The organism is Salinisphaera aquimarina, assembly GCF_042643355.1.
In the GTDB taxonomy this organism is placed as follows: Bacteria; Pseudomonadota; Gammaproteobacteria; order Nevskiales; family Salinisphaeraceae; genus Salinisphaera; species Salinisphaera aquimarina.
The window spans coordinates 30,104-50,407 of sequence record NZ_JBHRSS010000009.1 but is presented as its reverse complement, the minus strand read 5'-3'; the positions used below and the strand labels follow the sequence as shown (position 1 = coordinate 50,407).

Sequence of the window (20,304 nt, the reverse complement as noted above, 5' to 3'; positions counted from 1 at the left end):
GATAGAAAATATCGTCGTTGCCCATGTGCCAAGTTCAGCGCGTTTGGTCTACTTCGCGCTGCTCGGATGCCGGAGCCAAAACGGTTTCACGCAAAGGCGCAAAGAAGCAAAGAAGCAAAGAAGCAAAGAAGCAAAGAAGCAAAGAAGCAAAGAAGCAAAGAAGACAGAACAGAGCACCGTCGGAAGCGTGCTTCATTTCTGTGCCTTGGCGGCTTTGCGTGAGCAATGCTTTGTTCTCAAGCCACTCGCCCGTGGTGCCGGGTCGAAGCCTGCTGAGCTTTCTACATACTGCAGGAATCTTTGCGTGCAAAGAGCCGCAGGCAAGCCGGCCCGCCGCAACGAAGCCGCCGCTTTTCCTTTTTTGTCTTTCGAGTCGTGTTCGTCCGTAGGCTATATTTTCAGGGTTCGATCCCGACCGGACAGACCCGGCCGGGATCGACGCAGTCCGGTCAGCCTTCGCGCGGCGTGATCACCAACTTGCCGGATACCTTGCGCGAGGCCAGGGCAGCGATCGCTTCGCCGCCGCGGGCCAGCGGGTAGGTGCCGGCGATATGCGGGCGCAGCTTGCCTTCGCCCAGCAGTTTGAACAGCGCTTTCAGGTCGGAGGCATTATTTTCGGGTTCGCGTTTGACGAATGCGCCCCAGAACACGCCCACGATCGAGCAGCCCTTGAGCAGGGCGAGGTTGAGCGGCGGGTTGGGGATATCGCCGCTGGCAAAACCGATCACCAGCAGACGTCCGCGCCAGGCGCAGCCGCGCAGGGCCGCCTCGGTATGCTCGCCGCCGACCGGATCGTAGACCACGTCCACGCCGCGGCCGTCGGTGCGTTCCTTGATTGCGGTCTTGAGGTCTTCGGTGGCGTAGTTGATGGTGTCGTCCGCGCCGTGTTCCCGGCAGACCGCCAGTTTTTCATCGGTGGACGCTGCGGCGATCACATAGGCGCCGAGCGCCTTGCCCAGTTCCACCGCGGCCAGACCCACGCCGCCCGATGCACCCAGTACCAGCAGGGTTTCGCCCTCGGCCAGCGCGGCGCGGTCGGCGAGCGCGTGATAGGTGGTGCCGTAGGTCATCACGAATGCCGACGCAGTCACGTAGTCGCCGCCCTTGGGCATCGGAATCACGCGATCGGCGCCGGTAACCACCTGCTCGGCGAACGCGCCGTAGGTGGTGAACGCGATCACGTCGTCGCCGACCTTGACGTTCTTCACGTTGGCGCCGGTCGCGGCGACCACGCCCGCGAGTTCACCGCCCGGCGAGAACGGCAGATCCGGTTTCACCTGGTACTTGTTCTCGATGATCAGGCTGTCGGGGAAATTCACCGCCGCCGCGTGCACGTCGATCAACACCTCATCGGCGCCGACTTCGGGCGTGGACATCTCTTCGACGACCAGTGTGTCCGGCGGGCCGAATTGCTTGCACAGCAAAGCTTTCATGCGGTTCTCCTCTGGCGCGCGACGACCGCGCGACTGTGTTTTCAGAATAGTATTTCGAACGAGCGTTCAGTGTAGTTTGCCTGAGGCTAGTACGTTATTTCACCTTATTTTTTGTCAGCAGCGAAATGAGAAGCGGTCAGATGCAAGGCGCGTCGTGCCGGCCGTGGCGGGCCCACGAACGAGCGACGTAACGCTGCAGGTGGCCGCTTGTCGTCGCCCGAAGGGAGACTTCCCAACGCGTTAAAGGCTCGTTGCAGCCCTTGCCAATGAGCGAGTCGTCGGCGGCGGACTGCGCCTTGCCTTGACGCCTTGGGCAGGCCCTGATGATACAAAACAAGGTGCAATAAGGTACCAGTCATGCCGCTCGGCTTTCTGTATATCGCTTTTTCAGACGACGCCTTGTATGTTCGTCGCTGACATTTTTCGATGACAACGTCTCGCCATGTATCAATCGGTCTTCAGGCCACAGGTTTTCGCCGGCCAGCGCATCGTGGTCACCGGCGGTGGGTCGGGTATCGGGCGGTGCACGGCGCATGAACTGGCCAGCCTGGGCGCGGACGTCATCATCACCGGGCGCAGCATCGACAAGCTCGAAGCCACGGCCGCTGAGATTGTCGCCGACGGCGGCCGGGCGGCCATCAAGGCATTCGATATCCGCGACGAAGAGGCCGTGCGCGAGGCCATTACCGCGATGCTTGCCGAACATGGCCCGATCCACGGGCTGGTCAACAATGCCGGCGGCCAGTATCCGATGCCGCTTGCCCAGATCGGCAGGAAAGGCTGGGACGCGGTCGTGGCCAACAACCTCACCGGCGGCTTTCTGGTCGCGCGCGAAATCTATAATCAGTGCATGGCCGACAATGGCGGGGCGATCGTCAACATGCTCGCTGACATGTGGAACGGCATGCCGGGTATGGGCCACAGCGGCGCGGCCCGCGCGGGCATGCTCAATTTCACCGAGTCGGCGGCGGTGGAATGGGCGCCCTCGGGCGTGCGCGTGAATGCCGTGGCGCCGGGCTATATCGCCTCGTCGGGCATGGATCACTACGATCCGGCCTTCGCCCGCGCGATCATTCCGCAATGTCGCAAGGCCACGCCGCTCAAGCGCCTGGGCAAGGAGGCCGAGGTGTCGGCCGCGATCGTGTTCCTGTTGTCACCGGCGGCGGCGTTCATCACCGGCAGCTGTATCAAGATCGACGGCGGATCGAGCCTGTCGGCAGGCCTGTTCGGCGTACCCGATCACGACCGCAGTGTCGCCTATGGTGGCTTTCATCGCGCCGCGCCGCCGCGCGCATCGCTGCCGGAAGACGCGCCCTGACCGGTGGCGTAACGCGCCAGGCAGGTAGCGACCGCCTCATCGCAGGTGCGTTGAACCTTTGCCTTTGACGGACGACGCGCGTCGTTGAGCATGCGCGGCCAGAACACGACGCTGGAAATCATGCCCAGGAACTGTTCGGCGGCGAGGCCGGGGTCGGCCACGTGCAGCGCGCCAAGCTGGTGTTCGCGTTCGAAGTAATGTCGTACCGCGGCCAGGAACGGGCCGTGCCCGCGTTGTTCCAGTGCGTGCCCCATCTCGGGTGCGCGCAGCGCTTCGGAAATCAGCGCGCGTACCAGCGGGTGGAAATAGGGCGTGAGAATCCGGCGTGCGTACTGGGCGGCGATATCCGGCAGCACCGTGTGCGGCTTGCCCGCCGGCCAGTCGGTGCGCGCATCTGGTGTCGTGCCCAGAAAAGGCCGCTCCACGATCTGGGCGAACAACTCGTCCTTGGTCGGAAAATGCCGGTAGAGCGTGGCCGTGGACACGTCTGCGGCGTTGGCGATGCGGTTGAGACTGGTGCCGGCGAAGCCGCGTTCGAGAAAACAGTCGAGCGCGGCATCCAGAATCGCGTCGCGTTTCTCTTCGGAGATCTGGCGCTGGTAGGCGGCTGCCGGACTTGCGCTGGCCATGACGGATACGGTTTCGGGCAATGGCGAGCAGTCTAGCGCGACCAGGCCCGCGGCTAAAGTGAGTCACTCGACTTGACTTAAAAAGGGACGCATAGCAGTCTGCTTTGCTCGATCACGAAAAGACGAGGTACGACCCGGCGCAGATCGGCGGTCTTGTCATCAGTTTTCGGAGGAGAAAGACAGCGGTGGATTCGATACGCATCGGTTGCGCGTCCGCGTTCTGGGGCGATACGAATACCGCGGCTGCACAACTGGTCGCGGGCGGCGAGCTGGATTATCTGGTGTTCGACTATCTGTCGGAGATCACGATGTCCATCCTCGCCGCCAAGCGCCAACGGGATGCGAACGCCGGCTATGCCGAGGACTTCGTCGCCCACGCCATCGGCCCGCTGCTGGCCGACATCAAGACCCGCGGTATTCGTGTGATCAGCAACGCCGGCGGTATCAACCTGGGCGCCTGTCGCGACGCGCTGGCCGCGGTTGCCGAGCAGGTCGGCCTGAATTTCCGTATCGCCATCGTTACCGGCGACGATCTGGGCGCGCGCCGCGACGCGCTCGAAGCATCGATCACGCCGCAGAGCGGCGATGCGCCGTTGCCCGAGCGTCTGGCCAGCATGAACGCCTATCTGGGCGCGCCGGGGATCGTCGCCGCGCTCGACGCCGGTGCCGATATCGTGATCACCGGCCGCTGCGTGGACAGCGCGGTCACGCTCGCGCCGCTCGTGCACGCCTTTGGTTGGGCCTGGGACGACTACGACAAGCTCGCGGCCGGCAGCCTCGCCGGGCATATCATCGAATGCGGCGCCCAGTGCACCGGCGGCAATTTCACCGACTGGCAGCAGGTGGCCGCGGACTTCGACGACATGGGCTTTCCCGTTGTCGAAGTGGCGGCCGATGGCACATTCGTGGTGACCAAGCCGGCCGATACCGGTGGCCTCGTGAGCCCGCATACGGTCGGCGAACAGATGCTCTACGAGATCGGCGACCCGCGCGCCTATCTGCTGCCCGATGTCGCCTGTGATTTCACCCAGGTCGAGTTGATCGAGGACGGCGCGGATCGCGTACGCGTGACCGGCGCGCGCGGCCGGGCACCCAACGACGCCTACAAGGTGTCGGCGACGTACCGGGACGGCTATCGGGCCACGGCGCTGTTCATGGTCGGCGGTATCGACGCGGCGGCCAAGGCACGGGCCAACGCCGAAGCGATCATTCGCAAGACCGATCGCGCTTTTGCGGCGGGCGGCCTGGCGCGCTACGCGGCCGTGGATATCGATACCTTGGGTGCGGAATCCACCTATGGCCCGCATGCGCGTGCGGCTGCGGCGGCCACGCGGGAAGTCGTGGTCAAGATCTCGGTGCGCCACGCAGACCGCGAGGCGCTCGAGCTGTTCACCCGCGAACTGGCCCAGGCGGCGACCGGCATGGCGCCCGGCGTGACCGGCTATTTCGGCGGCCGCCCGAGCGTGAGTCCGGTGATCCGGCTGTATTCCTGTTTCGTGCCCAAGTCCGCGGCCGACGTGGCCATCGACCTCGACGGTCATCGGCAATCGATTGTCATCGATACCGTCGGCGGCTTCGATGCGGACCTGTTGCCGCCGACTCACGGCGAGACGGTCTGGCAGCCGAGCGCGGACGGCGTGGCCATCCCGCTGATCCGGCTGGCGCTCGCCCGCAGCGGCGACAAGGGCGACGACGCCAATATCGGCGTGATCGCGCGCGACCCGGCGTATCTGCCGTATTTGCGGGCCGCGCTGACCGACGCCGCCGTCGGCCAGTGGTTCGCGCATCTGCTCGACGGCGATGTGATGCACTGGGAACTGCCCGGCATCCATGCCTTCAATTTCCTGCTCACCCGATGTCTGGGCGGCGGCGGCATGGCCTCGTTGCGCGCCGACGCCCAGGGCAAGTGCTTTGGCCAGATGCTGCTCGACATGCCGGTGGCCGTACCCGCCGAACTCGCCGCGCGCCTCGATTCGAACCCGGTATAGATCATGCACTTCACGACCGAACACGACGCCCTGCGCGATACTGTTGCGCGTTTCGTCGACAACGAAATCAACCCGAACGTCGATGCCTGGGAGGTCGACCAGCAGTTTCCCTCGCACGCGTTGTTCAAGCAGCTGGGCGATCTCGGCCTGCTCGGCGTCAACAAGCCGGAAGCCTACGGCGGTCTGGATCTGGATTACTCCTATGCCATGGTGGTGGCGGAAGAGCTTGGCCGGGTCCGCTGCGGCGGCGTGCCGATGGCGATCGGCGTGCAGACCGATATGGCGACACCGGCACTGGCGCGGTTCGGCTCCGACGAACTGCGCGCCGAATTCCTGGCGCCGGCGATCGCGGGCGATCAGGTCACGTCGATCGGTGTGTCCGAGCCACATGCCGGCTCAGATGTGTCGCGGATCAAGACCACGGCGGTGAAGAACGGCGACGACTATGTCATCAACGGCTCCAAGATGTGGATTACCAACGGCATGCAGTCGGACTGGATCTGCCTGCTCGCCAATACCTCGGACGACCCGGCGCACAAGAACAAGTCGTTGATCGTGGTGCCCATGGACAGCCCCGGCGTCGAGCGCGCGCGCAAGCTGCACAAGGTCGGCATGTGGTCGTCCGACACCGCGCAGCTGTTCTTTGACGACGTGCGCGTGCCCCAGCGCTATCGCATCGGCGAGGAGGGCGCAGGCTTCATGATGCAGATGCAGCAGTTCCAGGAAGAGCGCATCTTTGCGGCGGTGTCCGCGATCAAGGGCCTGGAGCACATCATCGAGCAGACCATCGAGTACACCGGCGATCGCCAGGCCTTCGGCAGGCCGATTCTCGCCAACCAGAGCGTGCATTTCCGCCTGGCCGAGTTGCAGACCGAAATCGAGGCGCTGCGCTCGCTGATCTATCGCTGCTGCGAGCGGCATATCGCCAATCCCGGCGACAACGAGGTGGTCAAGCTGGCCTCCATGGCCAAGCTCAAGGCCGGACGGCTGGCGCGCGAAGTCTGCGATGCCTGTCTGCAATACTGGGGCGGGCAAGGCTATATGTGGGAAGCCGACGTGTCGCGTGCGTTCCGCGATACCCGTCTGGTCTCGATCGGCGGCGGCGCCGACGAGGTCATGCTCGGCATCATCTGCAAGACCATGGGCATCCTGCCCGGTCAGCGTCGCACCGCATAACGGAGTTCATCAATGGCCGTCATTGCATCCACAGTCGACAGCGCGAGCGACAGTTACCGGCACAACCGCGAAGGCATGCTCGCGGCCGTCGACGCCCTGCGCGGCGTCGAGGCCAGCATCCATGCCAGCGAGATGAGCAAGGCCGAGCGCTACCGCGAGCGCGAACAGCTGCTGCCGCGCGACCGCGTCAATCTGCTGCTCGATGCCGGCTCGCCGTTTCTGGAACTATCCACCCTGTGCGGGTACAAGTTGCACGACGACACCGACGGCTCGCTCGCCGGTGGCAACTCGATCTGCGGGATCGGCTATGTGGCCGGCACGCGCTGCATGATCAATGCCTCCAACAGCGCCATCAAGGGCGGCACGATGACGCCCTGGGGCGTGCAGAAGACGCTGCGCATCCAGGAGATCGCGCGCCTGCAAAAACTGCCGATCGTGTCGCTGATCGAGTCCGGCGGCGCCAATCTGCTCTATCAGGACGAGATGTTCATCGAGGGCGGGCGCACCTTCGCCAATCAGGCGCGTTTGTCCGCCCAGGGTCTGCCGCAGATCACCATCGTGCACGGCTCGTCGACCGCGGGCGGTGCCTATATGCCGGGGCTGTCCGACTACGTGATCATGGTGCGCGGTCGCGCCAAGGTGTTTCTGGCCGGCCCGCCGCTGCTCAAGGCGGCGACCGGCGAGATCGCCGAGGACGAGGAACTGGGTGGCGCGGACATGCACGCGGGCACCGCCGGTACCTGCGAGTATCTGGCCGAGGACGACGCCGACGCCATCCGCCAGGCCCGTGAGGTGGTCGAACGTCTGGACTGGAACGCCCATGTCGATCGTGGTGAGGTCCGTTCGTTCGCGCCGCCGCGCTACGACATCGACGAGCTCTGCGGCATCGTTTCGGACGACCACCGCAAACCCTACGACTGTCGCGAAGTCATCGCGCGGCTGGTCGACGACTCCGACTTCGACGAGTTCAAGGCCGAGTTCGACATGCAGATCATCTGCGGCTACGCGGCCGTGGAAGGCCGCACCGTCGGCGTGATCGGCAACAATGGCCCGATCACCACCAAGGGCGCCAACAAGGCGGCCCAGTTCATTCAGCTGTGCTGCCAGTCCGATATCCCGCTCGTGTTTCTGCAGAACATCACTGGCTACATGGTCGGCAAGGACGCCGAGCAGGCCGGCATGGTCAAGCACGGCTCGAAGATGATTCAGGCCGTGGCCAACGCGCATGTGCCCAAGATCACCTTCGTGATCGGCGGCTCGTTCGGGGCCGGCAACTACGGCATGTGCGGACGTGGTTTTTCGCCCGATTTCATCTTCGCCTGGCCCAATTCCCGTACCGCGGTGATGGGCGGCGAGCAGGCCGCCGGGGTCATGCAGATCGTCACCGAAGGCAAATACGCCGCGCGGGGGCAAACGCCGCCCGAGGGCATGGTCGAGAAGCTCTACAACCAGATCACGAGCGCGTTCGAGGAGCAGGGCCATGCCTTCTACGGCAGCGCACGCCTGTTCGACGACGGCCTGATCGACCCGCGCGACACCCGCCGCGTGCTCGCGATGACGCTGTCCGTCTGCCGCGAGGCTCGTCGGCGCGAGCTGCATCCGACCGATTTCGGCGTTGCCCGATTCTAGAAGACTGCTTCAAAGGAAATAACCGATGTTCACCCACGAACACGACGAGATCAGACGCACCACCGAGCGTTATATCGAGGAGCAGGTCAATCCGCATGTCCTCGAATGGGAGGCCGCCGGGATTTTTCCGGCCCATGAGCTGTTCAAGGGTCTGGGCGATCTGGGTCTGCTCGGGATCACCAAGCCGGAAGAGTACGGCGGGCTGGGGCTGGATTATTCCTATCAATTGGCTTTTGCGGAGAGCCTCGGTCGCATGACATGCGGCGGCATTCCGATGGCCGTGGGCGTACAGACCGACATGGCCACGCCGGCGCTGGCCCGCTACGGCAGCGACCAGCTCAAGCGCGATTATCTCGCCCCCGCCATTGCCGGCGACCAGGTCGCCTGTATCGGTGTCTCCGAACCCGGCGCGGGCTCGGACGTCGCCGGTATCAAGACCACCGCCAGGCGCGACGGCGACGACTACCTCATCAACGGTCAGAAGATGTGGATCACCAACGGCACCCAGGGCGACTGGGTGTGTCTGCTGTGCGTGACGGGCGGCCCAAATGACGACAAGGCGAAACACAGCAACAAGTCGCTGATCGTGGTGCCGCTGGACGCGCCGGGCGTGAACCGCGAGACCAAGCTCGACAAACTCGGCCAGCGCAGCTCGGATACCGCCATCATATTCTTCGACAATGTGCGCGTGCCGGCCACCAATCTCATCGGCGAGGAAGGCCAGGGTTTCACCTATCAGATGCAGCAGTTCCAGGAAGAGCGGCTGTTTCTGGCGGCCAGTATCCTGCAGGCGATGGAACGCGTCTACGACGATACAGTCGAGTACACCCGCGAGCGCCAGGCCTTCGGCAAGGGCGTGATCGACAACCAGTACGTCCAGTTCACCCTGGCCGAGCTAAAGACCGAGCTGGAAGCCGCGCGCGCGTTGACCTATCAGGCCACCGCCGACCTGGTCGCCGGGCGTGATGTGACCCTGAATGCGTCGATGGCCAAGCTCAAGACCAGCCGGCTGGCGCGTACGCTCACCGACACCTGCCTGCAGTTCTGGGGCGGGCAGGGTTATATGGCCGAATCCAGCCCGGCTCAGTTCTATCGCGATCTGCGCCTGCATTCGATCGGCGGCGGCGCCGATGAAATCATGCTCCAGATCATCGCCAAGAAACTCGGCCTGCGTTCGCGCTGAAGGAACAAAGTCATGGCATTGCCCGATACCCGATATCTCCAGCTCGATCTGCGCGACGGCGTGCTGCACGCGACGTTGAATCGACCGGATGCGTTCAACGCCCTTAATGCCGGCCTGATCGACGATCTTGTCAGCACGTTCGGCGCGATACGAGACGATCACGCAGTGCGCGTCGTGGTCATCAGCGGTAGCGGCAAGCATTTCTGCGTGGGCGCGGATCTGCACGAAGTCGGGCAGATGAACACAGACGACGCCGAGCGCGCGACCACGATTCAGCACAACCGCCGCTTCGGCGAAGTCCTGCAGGCCATCGACGCCGCGCCGCAGGCCGTGGTCGTGCTGGCCTCGGGTGCCGCACTTGGCGGCGGTTTCGGGCTGTTGTGCGTGGCCGATGTCACGATCGTGACCGCCGATGCGCGCATGGGCATGCCGGAAACCCGGCTCGGTCTGCCGGCCGCCCAGATCCTGCCGTTCGTGATCGAGCGCATCGGCAAGGCCGAGGCGCGCCGGCTGGGCATATGCGGCATCCAGTTCGACGGCGCCGAGGCCAAACGGCTCGGCGTGGCTCACCACGTGGTGGCCGACAGCGATGCCGGCGAAGCCGTACTGGCCGAGGTGCTGACCCAGATCCTGGCCTGCGCGCCCGGCGCGAATGCGGTCACCAAGGAGGTCATCCGCTCGCACGATCCGGCCCATATCGCCCAGCAGCTGGATACGAGCGCGGCCCTGTTCACCGACTGTCTCTACGGCGCTGAAGGCCAGGAAGGCACACACGCCTTCCTGGAAAAACGCGCGCCGTCGTGGGCCCAGCGATGAGCGCCGACATGAAGGGTATCGACAAGGTATTGGTCGCCAACCGCGGCGAGATTGCGGTCCGCGTCATTCGTGGCGCCCAGGCCCTCGGCTGCCGGACGGTTGCGGTCTATTCCGAGGCCGATGCCGCCGCGTTGCACGTCGCACTCGCCGACGAAGCGGTGGCGATCGGCCCCGCACCGGCGAGTGAATCCTATCTGTCGATCGAGCGACTGATCGAGGCGGCGCGCGCTACCGGGGCGACGGCAATCCATCCCGGCTACGGTTTTCTGGCCGAGAACGCGGATTTCGCCCGCGCGGTGAACGAGGCCGGGTTGATCTTCGTCGGGCCGACGCCCGAGGCGATGGATCTGATGGGCCGCAAGCGCGAAGCCAAGCAATGCATGATCGAGGCCGGCGTACCCTGCGTGCCGGGATATGAAGGCGCCGATCAAAGCGATGAGGTGCTGCTCGCCGAGGGCGAGCGCATCGGCTGCCCGCTCATGGTCAAGGCCTCGGCCGGCGGCGGCGGGCGCGGCATGCGTCTGGTGGAGGATATCGCCGATCTGGGCGAGGCTTTGCGGTCGGCGCGCTCCGAGGCCGCCAGCGCCTTCGGCTCGGACGAACTGATTCTGGAAAAAGCCGTACTCGGCGCACGCCATGTCGAGATCCAGGTACTGGCCGATCATCACGGCCACGTCATTCATCTGGGCGAGCGCGACTGCTCGGTGCAGCGGCGCCACCAGAAAGTCGTCGAGGAAGCGCCGTCGCCGGCCGTGGACGCGGCGTTACGCGCAAAGATGGGCGCGGCAGCCGTCGAGGCGGCGGCGACCATCGGCTATCGCGGCGCCGGCACGGTCGAGTTCCTGCTCGATGCCCAGGGCGCGTTCTATTTCATGGAAATGAACACCCGCCTGCAGGTCGAGCATCCGGTCACGGAGATGATTACCGGCGAGGATCTGGTCGCCTGGCAGCTGCGTATCGCCGCCGGCGAGCCGCTGACGCTGGCCCAGGACGATATCCGATTCAACGGTCACGCCATGGAAGTGCGGCTGTGTCTGGAGGACGTGGCCCAGGATTTCATGCCGCAGACCGGCATCATCCATGTCTGGCAGGCGCCGAGCGGGCCCGGCATCCGCGTCGATCACGGCCTGGCCAGCGGTCAGTGGATCAGCCCGTACTACGATTCGATGGCCGGCAAGCTCATTGCCTGGGGCGAGACCCGCGATATCGCCCGCCGGCGTCTGCTCGGTGCGCTCGCGGATACCCTGCTACTCGGGCCGATCAGCAACCGCGATTTCCTGCGCCAGATCCTGGCGCACCCGGTCTTTGCCGGGGGCGATTTCGATATCGGCTTCATCGGCAAACACATGCAGGAGAAGACCGCGGCGGTCGAGCCGTCCGCGATCCATCGCGCGCTGGCGGCGGCGGTATTCATACACGACCGCGCCACCGAACTGGCTGCCAGTGCCGGACTCGATGCGTCGCTCGTCGGCTGGCGCAGCGCCTATACCAGCGAGACCCCGCTGGTGTTGCAGCACGGCGAGACGCGCCACCATCTGCGTATCGCCAGTGAAGGGCAGGGAAGTTATTGCGTGTGGGTCGATGACGCACCGATCGCGCTCACCCTCGGCGCCATCGACGGGACGCGTCTGATCTATACGTTGGACGGTGTCAGTCACCGTGCAGACGTGCTGCGCCGTGACGACCGGCTGTGGCTGTGCGCCGAAGGCATCACGCTCGTCTACGACGATGTACTGCGACAGCCGCCGGCCACGGCCGGTGACGCCGGCGACGGTCGTGTCGCCGCGCGCATGGACGGCAAGATCCAGCGCGTCGATGTGGCGCAGGGCGACACCGTCACCGCCGGTGACACGCTGCTTGTGCTGGAAGCGATGAAAATGGAGTTCACCGTCACCGCCGATATCGACGGCAAAGTGGAGACGCTGAGCTGCGCGGCGGGCGATCAGGTCGCCGCACGCCAGCTGTTGCTCGTGATTACGCAGGAGGTGGAGTCCTGAAACGCCTGGGCGGCGCGATGATCGTCGCGCTGGCAGCCGCGCTGCTGCCCGGCTGTGCTACTGCGCCGGCCAGCTACGACTTTGTCGATCCGGCGTACGACGAAATCCGTTACGACGGCTTCATGGCCTATGCCGCATTTGCAGATCGGGCTATCGAAGCCGCTTTCGAGCAGGCCCTGTGCAAGCGTCTGAACAGTGCCGGCCATGCCTGTACCACGATGCTGCGCGAAGCCCCGCCCACCCGCGAGCAGGATGCGGCCAGCCGTCACCGGGCAAGTCGCGCGAGCGGCGCCCAGGCCACAATCGTGATCGAGATCGCCGACCCACAGAGCGTGTCGCGGCAGATCATCGCGGGTGGACGTCCGGCCTACGAAGTCAGCCTTGTCGACAACGCCGACCAGCTCGTCACCGGACGTTTCTATATCGAGGCAGGAACCCATCGCGATGATAGCGTCGCCCGGCAGGCGCGTGCGCTGGCAGATCGAATTACGGCGGCGCTGGATGAGCACTCGCTGCTCCAGCAGCGCACCGCCGACAGCCCATAGATCGTAAGTGCGTGCGTCAGTCCGAGCTCAATCGAAGCCGATGCGTTGCGGCGCCCACATCGTGCGATCAAGAGTTGCGGCTAATAGCCCTCGTCGCTGTTGCAGATCAGCACCGGACGCTCCGAGCTCAGGATCACTTGCTGTGCCACGCTGCCGAACAGCGCCTTGCCGACAGGGCTGCGCTTGCGCCCGCCAATGCATATCAGATCGACGTCGAGGGCATCGGCCTTATTGAGGATTTCCGCGACCGGCGAACCGCTGGACTCCTCAAGATCCACATGAATGCCTGCCTGCTTGAATTCCCGCTGTGCTTCGCGCACGCCGTCCACCTGGGCGACCGACAGGCCGCGTGGATTGTCGGAGAAAACGTGCAGTAGCGACACCGACACTTCTTCGGCCGCGTGCGGCAGCGCACGGATCGTACGTATCTGGTGGTCCAGGCCCTGGCGCCCGGGGTGGACGGCAAAAAGGACTCTGTACATATCTACGGCCTCGGCGCTGGGATGAGCAAGAAAGATAACCCTGCAAGGGGCGGCAATGGCTGCCGTCCGGAAATTGAGAACTCGTTGTCGTTAACCGTAAAGATGGAGCGGCGGACGAGATTCGAACTCGCGACCTCGACCGTGGGAGGGTCGCGCTCTACCAGCTGAGCTACCGCCGCCTCACCCGCGTAGCTAACGCCATTGATGGCGCTTTTGCAAGTCGTATTCGTGCCCGTGTGCGCAACGAACAGTCGCTCTCGTGCGTAGTCATGGAAGATGCAGAATATTGGGCTGGTAACCGGCCTTTGTCTGGATCAATATGTCGGTATCCCTTGCTGAACGTTGTTTGACCGTCAACCGAGTCGCACGATGAACAAAGCTCTGATTACCGGCGGCACCGGTTTTATCGGCCGTCATCTGTGTGCCGATCTGCTGGCGGACGGCTGGCAGGTCGAAGTGATCACGCGCGATACGGTAGCGGCTGCGAACGTGTTGCCGACCGGCGCCCAACCGGTCGCATCGGCAGCCGCCGCGGCGCCCGCGGACGCAGTGATCAACCTGGCCGGTGAGAATCTCGCCGACGGCCGCTGGACCGAAGCGCGCAAGCGCGAGATGCGTGAGAGCCGGCTGCGTGTGACGCGCGAGCTGTGTCAGGTCATCGGTGGGTGGGAGCGGCCGCCGGCGGTGCTGATCAGCGGGTCGGCGGTCGGTTATTACGGCGCGCGCGGGGGCGCGGTACTGGATGAGCGCGAGCCCAACGCCAACGAGTTCCAGTCCGAGCTGTGCGTGGCGTGGGAGCAGGCCGCACGCCGGGCGGAAGGCGTCGGTGTACGCGTGTGCCGCATTCGCACCGGCATCGTGCTCGGCGCCGAGGACGGCGCGCTCGCGCAGATGATCACGCCGTTCCGGTTCGGTCTCGGCGGCCATTTTGGTACCGGCAAGCAGTATATGCCGTGGATTCATATCCGCGACGAGGTGCGTGCCATTCGTTTTCTCATCGACCATGACAGCTGCAGCGGCGCATTCAATCTGACCGCACCCAATCCGGCCACCAATCGCGAGTTCACGACCGTGCTGGCCAAGGTCATGCATCGGCCCAGCTTCGCTTGGGTGCCCGGCGCGATGCTCAAGCTGATACTCGGCGAGATGGCACATCTGCTGTTGACCGGGCAGCGCGCGATTCCGGCCGCGCTGCAGCAGGCCGGTTTCCGGTTCGAATTCGACCGCCTCAAGCCGGCCCTGACGGACCTCGTCGGCAAGAACAAGGACAAGCACGGCAACAAGGAATCTCTGTGACGTCTAATGAGGCATTGGAGGCGCTGCGTGACATCGTCGGTTCGTCGCAGGTTTTACCGGCTGCAGACGCAGCGTCGTACCTCAAGGACTGGCGCGGTGAATTCGAGCCTGCCGCGCTCGCGGTAGTGCGGCCAGCCGATACCGACGAGGTGGCGCGCGTGATCGAAGCCTGCGCCGAGGCCGGACTTGCCGTGGTCGCGCAGTCCGGTAATACCGGGCTGGTCGGCGGCTCCGCGGCCGGTGACGCGCAGCGGGAGGTCATCGTCAGTCTGGAACGACTAGACAGGGTGCGCGAAGTCGATGTCGACAACGCCACCATGACCGTCGAGGCCGGTTGTATTCTGGCCGACGCACAGCAGGCCGCAGCCGATGCCGGACTGTATTTCCCCCTGACGCTGGCCTCGAAGGCGCGTTGTCGTATCGGCGGCAACCTTGCCACCAATGCCGGCGGGCTCAACGTCGTGCGCTACGGCAATACCCGCGATCTGGTGCTCGGCCTCGAGGTCGTGCTCGCCGATGGGCGTGTCTGGCACAACCTGTCCGGCCTGCGAAAAGACAACAGTGGTTTCGATCTCAACGATCTGTTCGTTGGCAGCGAAGGCGCGCTGGGCATAGTGACAGCGGCCGTGTTCAAGCTCTATGACCCGATCGTGCAACAGGTCGTGGCATTGTTCGGGCTGGACGATCCGGCCGATGCGGTGGTGCTGCAACGACGACTGATCGCGGCGTCCGGACACAATCTCACCGGTTGCGAACTGATGTCACGGCAGTCCGTGGAACTGGCCTGCGCCCATATCGAGGGCTGCGACAAACCCTTCGCGCGTGAATACGACTGGTATCTGCTGGCGGAGCTCGGCAGTTCCGCCGAAGGCGACTGGCTGCCCGCGATCATGGACAGCGTGGTGGCGCGGGCGAAATATGAAAACCGCTTGCGCGATGTACGCATCGCCACCGACGCGGCGTCCGCGATCAGGCTATGGCATCTGCGCGAGTCGCTGCCGCCGGCCCAGGTCGCCGAGGGCGCGTCGATCAAGCACGATATTTCGTTGCCGGTCTCGAAGCTGCCGACCTTCCTCTCGCGCGCGCTGCCGGCGATCAAGCAGGCGCTGCCCGGTGTACGGCCGTGCCCGTTCGGCCACGTCGGCGACGGCAACCTGCACTTCAATCTGTCCAAGCCCGCGGGCGGCGATGACAGCGCCTTCATGGCGGAATCGGAGCATGCCCACCAGGTCGTGCACGATATCGTCGTGGATATGGGCGGTTCGTTCGCGGCCGAGCACGGCATCGGCCGGCTCAAGGTGGAGGCGCTTGCCCGCTACAAGCAGCCGGTGGAGCTCGACATGATGCGCGCAATCAAGACGGCGCTCGATCCGGATAATCGGCTCAACCCGGGCGTGATTGTTCCTAAGTTGTAGTTTGTCTGCGAGCCGCATTCTTTGGACGCTTCTACGCGATTGGAAACGAATGAGCGCAAACAATACGAGATTGAGTTGTCTGACACTGAATCGGCCGTTCTTGGGGAGCCATTTATCCGCAGATGACTCAGATTGGTGTCGGCTACCGCCGACAAGACGGATTGGGCTAGTCTCGTCATAGCGACTGAAGAAGAGGAATTGTTGGAAACCGGACGCTGGGTATCGCTTGTGCCACTTATACGACATGCAGAAAATGTCTGGATGCAGATGCGACGGACGCGCGAAGCGGTTCGCGCGTCGATTTCAACATATTGCTATCTGCGGATTTGGCTAATGTTTTCGCTGATCTCATGGATCGCGGCTCGAAGTACCTGCAGGCAGAGTTTTGCAGTGTGTTGGCGGGGAGTGAACCCGGATGCCATCTGCTGGAATGGATGTATGTAGTTACGGAAATCGCGCAAGGTGTGACTGAACTTCTGCGTATCGTGCTGGACGAGGCGAAGCTCGTGGGCGACGTCGATAAATGAACTCAGCTTCCAGTGCTGAAATTGCCTAACTTTGCCCGATACATCTTTCGGCGATGCGTTTGCGGAGTTGAAGTGCTTCGGATGCGCAAATGCTAGGCCAAGTAGTACTCCCTCAAGAGTGCTGCCTGCCATTAGGATTACTGATAAATGCGCACCAGAACTAAAGCACTTTTCGATCTCCCTTATGCGTTGATCAAGAATTTCGGAGACGGTGCTTTCCAGACCAATCCTTGAGACCGATACGTTTGTGAATTCCCGGGTTAGAAACTCGTCCTCACTTGTAGCTTCTGTCTCACGCGGCGGTTCCTCTATCTCAATCTTTTCCAACTTTTTGAAAGAGATTTCTGCCCCTTCGCGCACTACCTTCCATTTATCGAATGTTACAAACTTGTTGAAGCCTGCTATGTGGGCGTCTAACTTGTCGACCTCGCCGATAAAATTTACAGGTGCTAAAACCTCTCTTATGCATCTGTCCAGTTCTGGTGAGCCATTGATATTTTTGAGCTTTTCATCTGTGTAAACCCACCGGGAAGGAAATCCTTGGCCATACGCGTCTTTGAAGCCAAGATTGTTGAAGAACTGAACGAGCTGGGGCCCGGAGCGATATTCCGTTTCCTCATTGATGAGGAGTCTCAATTTCTCGAGCGACTTGGGACTAAGGATCATCTTGTCGCGGCCGGATCTGAAAACACATAGCCGATCTATTAGCTATTCGTTTTGTCGAAAGAAATGGCGAACGTTTTACCAAGGCCATCCGGCGCAGTTGAAGACCCGGTCGCTAATCCACATTTGCACTCATCCGCATACATCCTGCGCCGGATAAGTGCCATAGCTCAAGCGTGAAAAGGCAGAATCAGAACCCACCAATCCCGGCCGCGGTCACGAACTTGATCAGCGGTGCCGGGAAGATGCCGAAGAAGAGCACGGCGAGGGCGATCAGGATAACCATGATGCCGCCGGATTGCTGGCCCCAGCCGGAGACGGCGTCGCGGCGGCTTTCGCCGGGCTGATCCAGGTAAAGGATCACCATCACGCGCAGGTAGTAGTAAAGACCGATCGCGCTGCCGGCGACGATGCCGCCGACCAGCCACCACAGGCCGGATTCGACGCCCACGGCGATCGCATAGAACTTGCCGACGAAGCCGGCGGTCATCGGAATGCCGGCGAGCGAGAGCATCATCACGGTCATTACCGCGGCCAGATACGGCCGCCGCCAGAACAGGCCCCGATAGTGGTGCAGCGCGCCGGCATCGGTGCCCGAATAGGGGCTGGACACCAGTGTGACCACGCCGAAAGCGCCGAGCGTGGTGGCGACATAGGTGGCCAGATAGACGCCGACGGTCTCCGCGGCCAGGCCGCTGCCGCCCGCTACAATCGCGGTGAGCAGATAGCCCAGATGCGCGATCGAGGAATAACCGAGCAGGCGTTTGATGTTGTTCTGACGCAGGGCCAGCAGGTTGCCGATCATCATCGACGCGAACGCGACCACGCCGAGCAGGGTCAGCAGCCAGCTACTGTCGGCCGGCGGGGCGAGGGTGAAAAAACGCAGCAGCAGGGCGAACACCGCCACCTTGCTGACGGTGGCGAGAAACGCCGAGACAGGCCCCGGTGCGCCTTCATAGACATCGGGCGTCCACAGATGAAAGGGCACCAGCGACAGCTTGAAGGCCAGTGCCACGACCATCATGCCCATGCCCATCAGCAGCCAGCTCTGGTGACCGCCGCCGTCGCTCGTCAGCGCGGCCAGATCGGCATAGACGAGGGTGCCGGAGGCGCCGTAGATCAGCGCCATGCCGAACAGCAGGAAAGCCGAGGCCGCGCCCGACAGGATCATGTACTTGAGGCCGGCTTCCAGCGAGATGCGGTCGCGATAGGCGTAGGCCACCATGCCGTACAGCGGCACCGACAACAGTTCCAGGCCGATGAACAGCGAGGCCAGATGCCGGCTGGCAATCAGCGCCATGGCCCCGCCCGCTGAACACAGCAGCAGGATATAGAACTCTTCGCGCCGGTCGGGCAGGGTCGACAGATAGGCGTGTGCGAGCGTGGTACAGGCGAGCGAGGCCACCAGCACGATCGCGAAGAACAGCACCGAGTAGTTGTCGATGATGAATAGCGGCGTGACCTGTATCGGGGTGACCCGGAGCACGCCCAGCAGCGACAGCAGGGCGACATTGAGCCCGATCACGGTCATGGTCGCGGTGGCGAAATGTTGCCGGCGGAACGCGATCGCGAAGACTACCGCGACGATGGTCGCACAGAGAGCGACCAGCGGAGCAAGCGCAAGCAGATGAGTCGAGAACTGGTTCATGGCAACGTCGCTTAGCGTGTCGGCAGCGGAGAGACGGCGAACCAGTGCGAGACTTCGGTCATCGCCGTCTGCGAGATATTGAGCACGGACTGCGGATACAGGCCCACGAGCAGGGTCAGCACGAGCAGCAGCAGCATCATGCTGTACTCGCGCGGATCAAGTCCGCCCAGCGACGCGTCGGATTTGGACGGGCCCCAGTAGACGCGGTGCATGAGCACCAGCGAGTAGACCGCGGCCAGCACCAGTCCGCCGCTGGCGATCACCACTACCCAGGGCACGCTCGGGAATGCGCCGAACAGGATCAGGAACTCGCCGACGAAGTTGGCCGTGCCCGGCATCCCCAGCGAGGCCATGACGAAGACCAGCGCGAAGCCGGGTAGCGCGCCCATGCGCCCGAATAGCCCGCCCATCTCGGGCATGTTGCGGGTATGGATGCGTTCGTAGATCTGGCCGGAGATGATGAACAGCCCGGCGGCGGAGAACGCATGCGCCACCATCTGCACGATCACGCCCTGCAGCGCCAGCAGCGAGCCCGAATAGATGCCGATGAGCACGAAGCCCATATGCGAGATGCTGGAACAGGCGATCAGGCGCTTGACGTCGGTCTGCGAGAACGCCAGCAGCGCGCCGTAGTAGATACCCACCAGCCCCAGCGCCATCGCGATCGGCGCGAACTGGGCGGAGGCTTCCGGAAACAGCGGGATCGCGTAGCGCATCATGCCGTAGGCCGCGGTCTTGAGCAGGATGCCGGCCAGATCCACGGAACCGGCCGTGGGGGCCTGCGCATGCGCGTCCGGCAGCCAGCCGTGCAACGGCACCACCGGCAGTTTGACCGCGAAGGCGACGAAGAAGCCGAGCATCAGGATATAGGCGACCGGCCCCTGCAGCGGCGTGTCGCGCAGCACCGAATAGTCGAAGGTGAATGTGCCGGTCTGGCTGTAGTGGGCGAACACCAGCCCCAGTATCGACACCAGCATCAGCAGGCCGCTGGCCTGGGTATAGATGAAGAACTTGATCGCCGCCGAGATGCGCGTATTGCCCTTCGACCCGCTGTGTCCCCACAGCGCGATCAGGAAATACATCGGTACCAGCATCATCTCCCAGAAGAAGAAGAACAGGAACAGATCGACCGCCAGGAATACGCCGACCACGCCGCCGATGATCCACAGCAGGTTGAGATGAAAGAAGCCGATGCGATTGGTGATTTCCTGCCACGAGCACACCACCGCGAGCACGCCGAGAAAACCGGTCAGCGTGATCATGATCAGCGACAGGCCGTCCAGGGCCAGATGGAAGGAGATGCCGAAGCGATCGATCCAGCCGATCTGGAACTGCTGTTGCCAGGCCGGGGTATCGCCGACCGCGCCTGTAAGCGAGTAGTCACCGGTGACCCACAGCCACAACGACAGCGCGACCACGATCAGCATCGTGATCAGCGCGATCCAGCGCGGCATCTGGGAAGGCGCGTGCCGGCTCTCCAGCTGCCAGCACAGCAGGCCGCCGATGAACGGAACGAAAAGAATCCAGCAGAGGATCATCGGGCTTCCTTAAACGCGGTT

The 20,304-nt window shown here is 63.6% G+C and carries 17 protein-coding genes and 1 tRNA gene; 10 read left to right on the top strand and 8 right to left on the bottom strand.

What is annotated here, in order from left to right; translation table 11 throughout:
- Positions 1-34: 34 nt before the first annotated feature.
- The gene (locus ACFOSU_RS18545) at positions 35-196 is read right to left on the bottom strand and encodes a hypothetical protein (RefSeq protein WP_380691432.1); all 162 of its coding nucleotides are present in this window, start codon (positions 194-196) and stop codon (positions 35-37) included.
- A gap of 253 nt (positions 197-449) precedes the next feature.
- A complete protein-coding gene (locus tag ACFOSU_RS18540; protein WP_380691431.1) occupies positions 450-1,433 on the bottom strand; it encodes an NADPH:quinone oxidoreductase family protein in 984 nt (327 codons plus the stop codon).
- 442 nt (positions 1,434-1,875) lie between these two features.
- Here ACFOSU_RS18540 and ACFOSU_RS18535 point away from each other — a divergent pair, with 442 nt between their 5' ends.
- Complete coding sequence (locus ACFOSU_RS18535; RefSeq protein WP_380691430.1) at positions 1,876-2,751, top strand: SDR family oxidoreductase; 876 nt, start codon at positions 1,876-1,878, stop codon at positions 2,749-2,751.
- Here the strand turns inward: ACFOSU_RS18535 and ACFOSU_RS18530 are convergent.
- Positions 2,703-3,380 carry a TetR/AcrR family transcriptional regulator gene (locus ACFOSU_RS18530; protein WP_380691429.1) on the bottom strand — a complete coding sequence of 226 codons (678 nt, stop codon included), beginning with the start codon at positions 3,378-3,380 and terminating at the stop codon, positions 2,703-2,705. The genes ACFOSU_RS18535 and ACFOSU_RS18530 overlap by 49 nt on opposite strands.
- Positions 3,381-3,565: 185 nt before the next feature.
- Here ACFOSU_RS18530 and ACFOSU_RS18525 point away from each other — a divergent pair, with 185 nt between their 5' ends.
- From ACFOSU_RS18525 to ACFOSU_RS18495, 7 genes are read left to right on the top strand one after another with little or no spacing between them, the layout of a single operon-like run.
- Complete coding sequence (locus ACFOSU_RS18525) at positions 3,566-5,368, top strand: acyclic terpene utilization AtuA family protein (RefSeq protein ID WP_380691428.1); 1,803 nt, start codon at positions 3,566-3,568, stop codon at positions 5,366-5,368.
- 3 nt (positions 5,369-5,371) lie between these two features.
- The gene (locus tag ACFOSU_RS18520; RefSeq protein WP_380691427.1) at positions 5,372-6,544 is read left to right on the top strand and encodes an acyl-CoA dehydrogenase family protein; all 1,173 of its coding nucleotides are present in this window, start codon (positions 5,372-5,374) and stop codon (positions 6,542-6,544) included.
- A 12-nt stretch (positions 6,545-6,556) separates the two neighbouring features.
- Positions 6,557-8,173 carry an acyl-CoA carboxylase subunit beta gene (locus tag ACFOSU_RS18515; protein WP_380691426.1) on the top strand — a complete coding sequence of 539 codons (1,617 nt, stop codon included), beginning with the start codon at positions 6,557-6,559 and terminating at the stop codon, positions 8,171-8,173.
- Between the two features lie 25 nt (positions 8,174-8,198).
- The gene (locus tag ACFOSU_RS18510; RefSeq protein ID WP_380691425.1) at positions 8,199-9,356 is read left to right on the top strand and encodes an acyl-CoA dehydrogenase family protein; all 1,158 of its coding nucleotides are present in this window, start codon (positions 8,199-8,201) and stop codon (positions 9,354-9,356) included.
- Between the two features lie 12 nt (positions 9,357-9,368).
- The gene (locus ACFOSU_RS18505; protein ID WP_380691424.1) at positions 9,369-10,172 is read left to right on the top strand and encodes an enoyl-CoA hydratase-related protein; all 804 of its coding nucleotides are present in this window, start codon (positions 9,369-9,371) and stop codon (positions 10,170-10,172) included.
- A gap of 8 nt (positions 10,173-10,180) precedes the next feature.
- On the top strand, positions 10,181-12,169 hold the full coding sequence (locus ACFOSU_RS18500) for an acetyl-CoA carboxylase biotin carboxylase subunit (RefSeq protein ID WP_380691423.1): 1,989 nt from the start codon (positions 10,181-10,183) through the stop codon (positions 12,167-12,169).
- Between the two features lie 17 nt (positions 12,170-12,186).
- Positions 12,187-12,714 carry a hypothetical protein gene (locus ACFOSU_RS18495; RefSeq protein ID WP_380691422.1) on the top strand — a complete coding sequence of 176 codons (528 nt, stop codon included), beginning with the start codon at positions 12,187-12,189 and terminating at the stop codon, positions 12,712-12,714.
- Positions 12,715-12,794: 80 nt separating this feature from the next.
- On the opposite strand, the gene ACFOSU_RS18490 is transcribed toward ACFOSU_RS18495, so the two are convergent.
- Together ACFOSU_RS18490 and ACFOSU_RS18485 are read right to left on the bottom strand one after the other, a co-directional pair.
- Positions 12,795-13,196, bottom strand: coding sequence for a universal stress protein (locus tag ACFOSU_RS18490; protein ID WP_380691421.1), 402 nt, complete (start codon positions 13,194-13,196; stop codon positions 12,795-12,797).
- A 103-nt stretch (positions 13,197-13,299) separates the two neighbouring features.
- A tRNA-Gly gene (locus ACFOSU_RS18485) sits at positions 13,300-13,375 on the bottom strand.
- A 190-nt stretch (positions 13,376-13,565) separates the two neighbouring features.
- Between ACFOSU_RS18485 and ACFOSU_RS18480 the strand changes: the two genes are divergently transcribed.
- Entirely contained in the window at positions 13,566-14,492 is a 927-nt protein-coding gene (locus ACFOSU_RS18480; RefSeq protein ID WP_380691420.1) for a TIGR01777 family oxidoreductase, read from the top strand.
- A complete protein-coding gene (locus ACFOSU_RS18475) occupies positions 14,489-15,907 on the top strand; it encodes an FAD-binding oxidoreductase (protein ID WP_380691419.1) in 1,419 nt (472 codons plus the stop codon). Before ACFOSU_RS18480 ends, ACFOSU_RS18475 begins: the two co-directional genes overlap by 4 nt.
- A gap of 314 nt (positions 15,908-16,221) precedes the next feature.
- Here ACFOSU_RS18475 and ACFOSU_RS18470 read toward each other — a convergent pair whose 3' ends face one another.
- From ACFOSU_RS18470 to nuoM, 3 genes are all read right to left on the bottom strand, one after another.
- Positions 16,222-17,100, bottom strand: coding sequence for a hypothetical protein (locus ACFOSU_RS18470; RefSeq protein ID WP_380691418.1), 879 nt, complete (start codon positions 17,098-17,100; stop codon positions 16,222-16,224).
- 187 nt (positions 17,101-17,287) lie between these two features.
- Positions 17,288-18,745, bottom strand: coding sequence for an NADH-quinone oxidoreductase subunit NuoN (nuoN, locus tag ACFOSU_RS18465; protein WP_380691417.1), 1,458 nt, complete (start codon positions 18,743-18,745; stop codon positions 17,288-17,290).
- An 11-nt stretch (positions 18,746-18,756) separates the two neighbouring features.
- Positions 18,757-20,283 (bottom strand): NADH-quinone oxidoreductase subunit M, encoded by a 1,527-nt coding sequence (nuoM, locus tag ACFOSU_RS18460; protein ID WP_380691416.1) that lies wholly within the window; start codon positions 20,281-20,283, stop codon positions 18,757-18,759.
- Positions 20,284-20,304 lie beyond the last annotated feature (21 nt).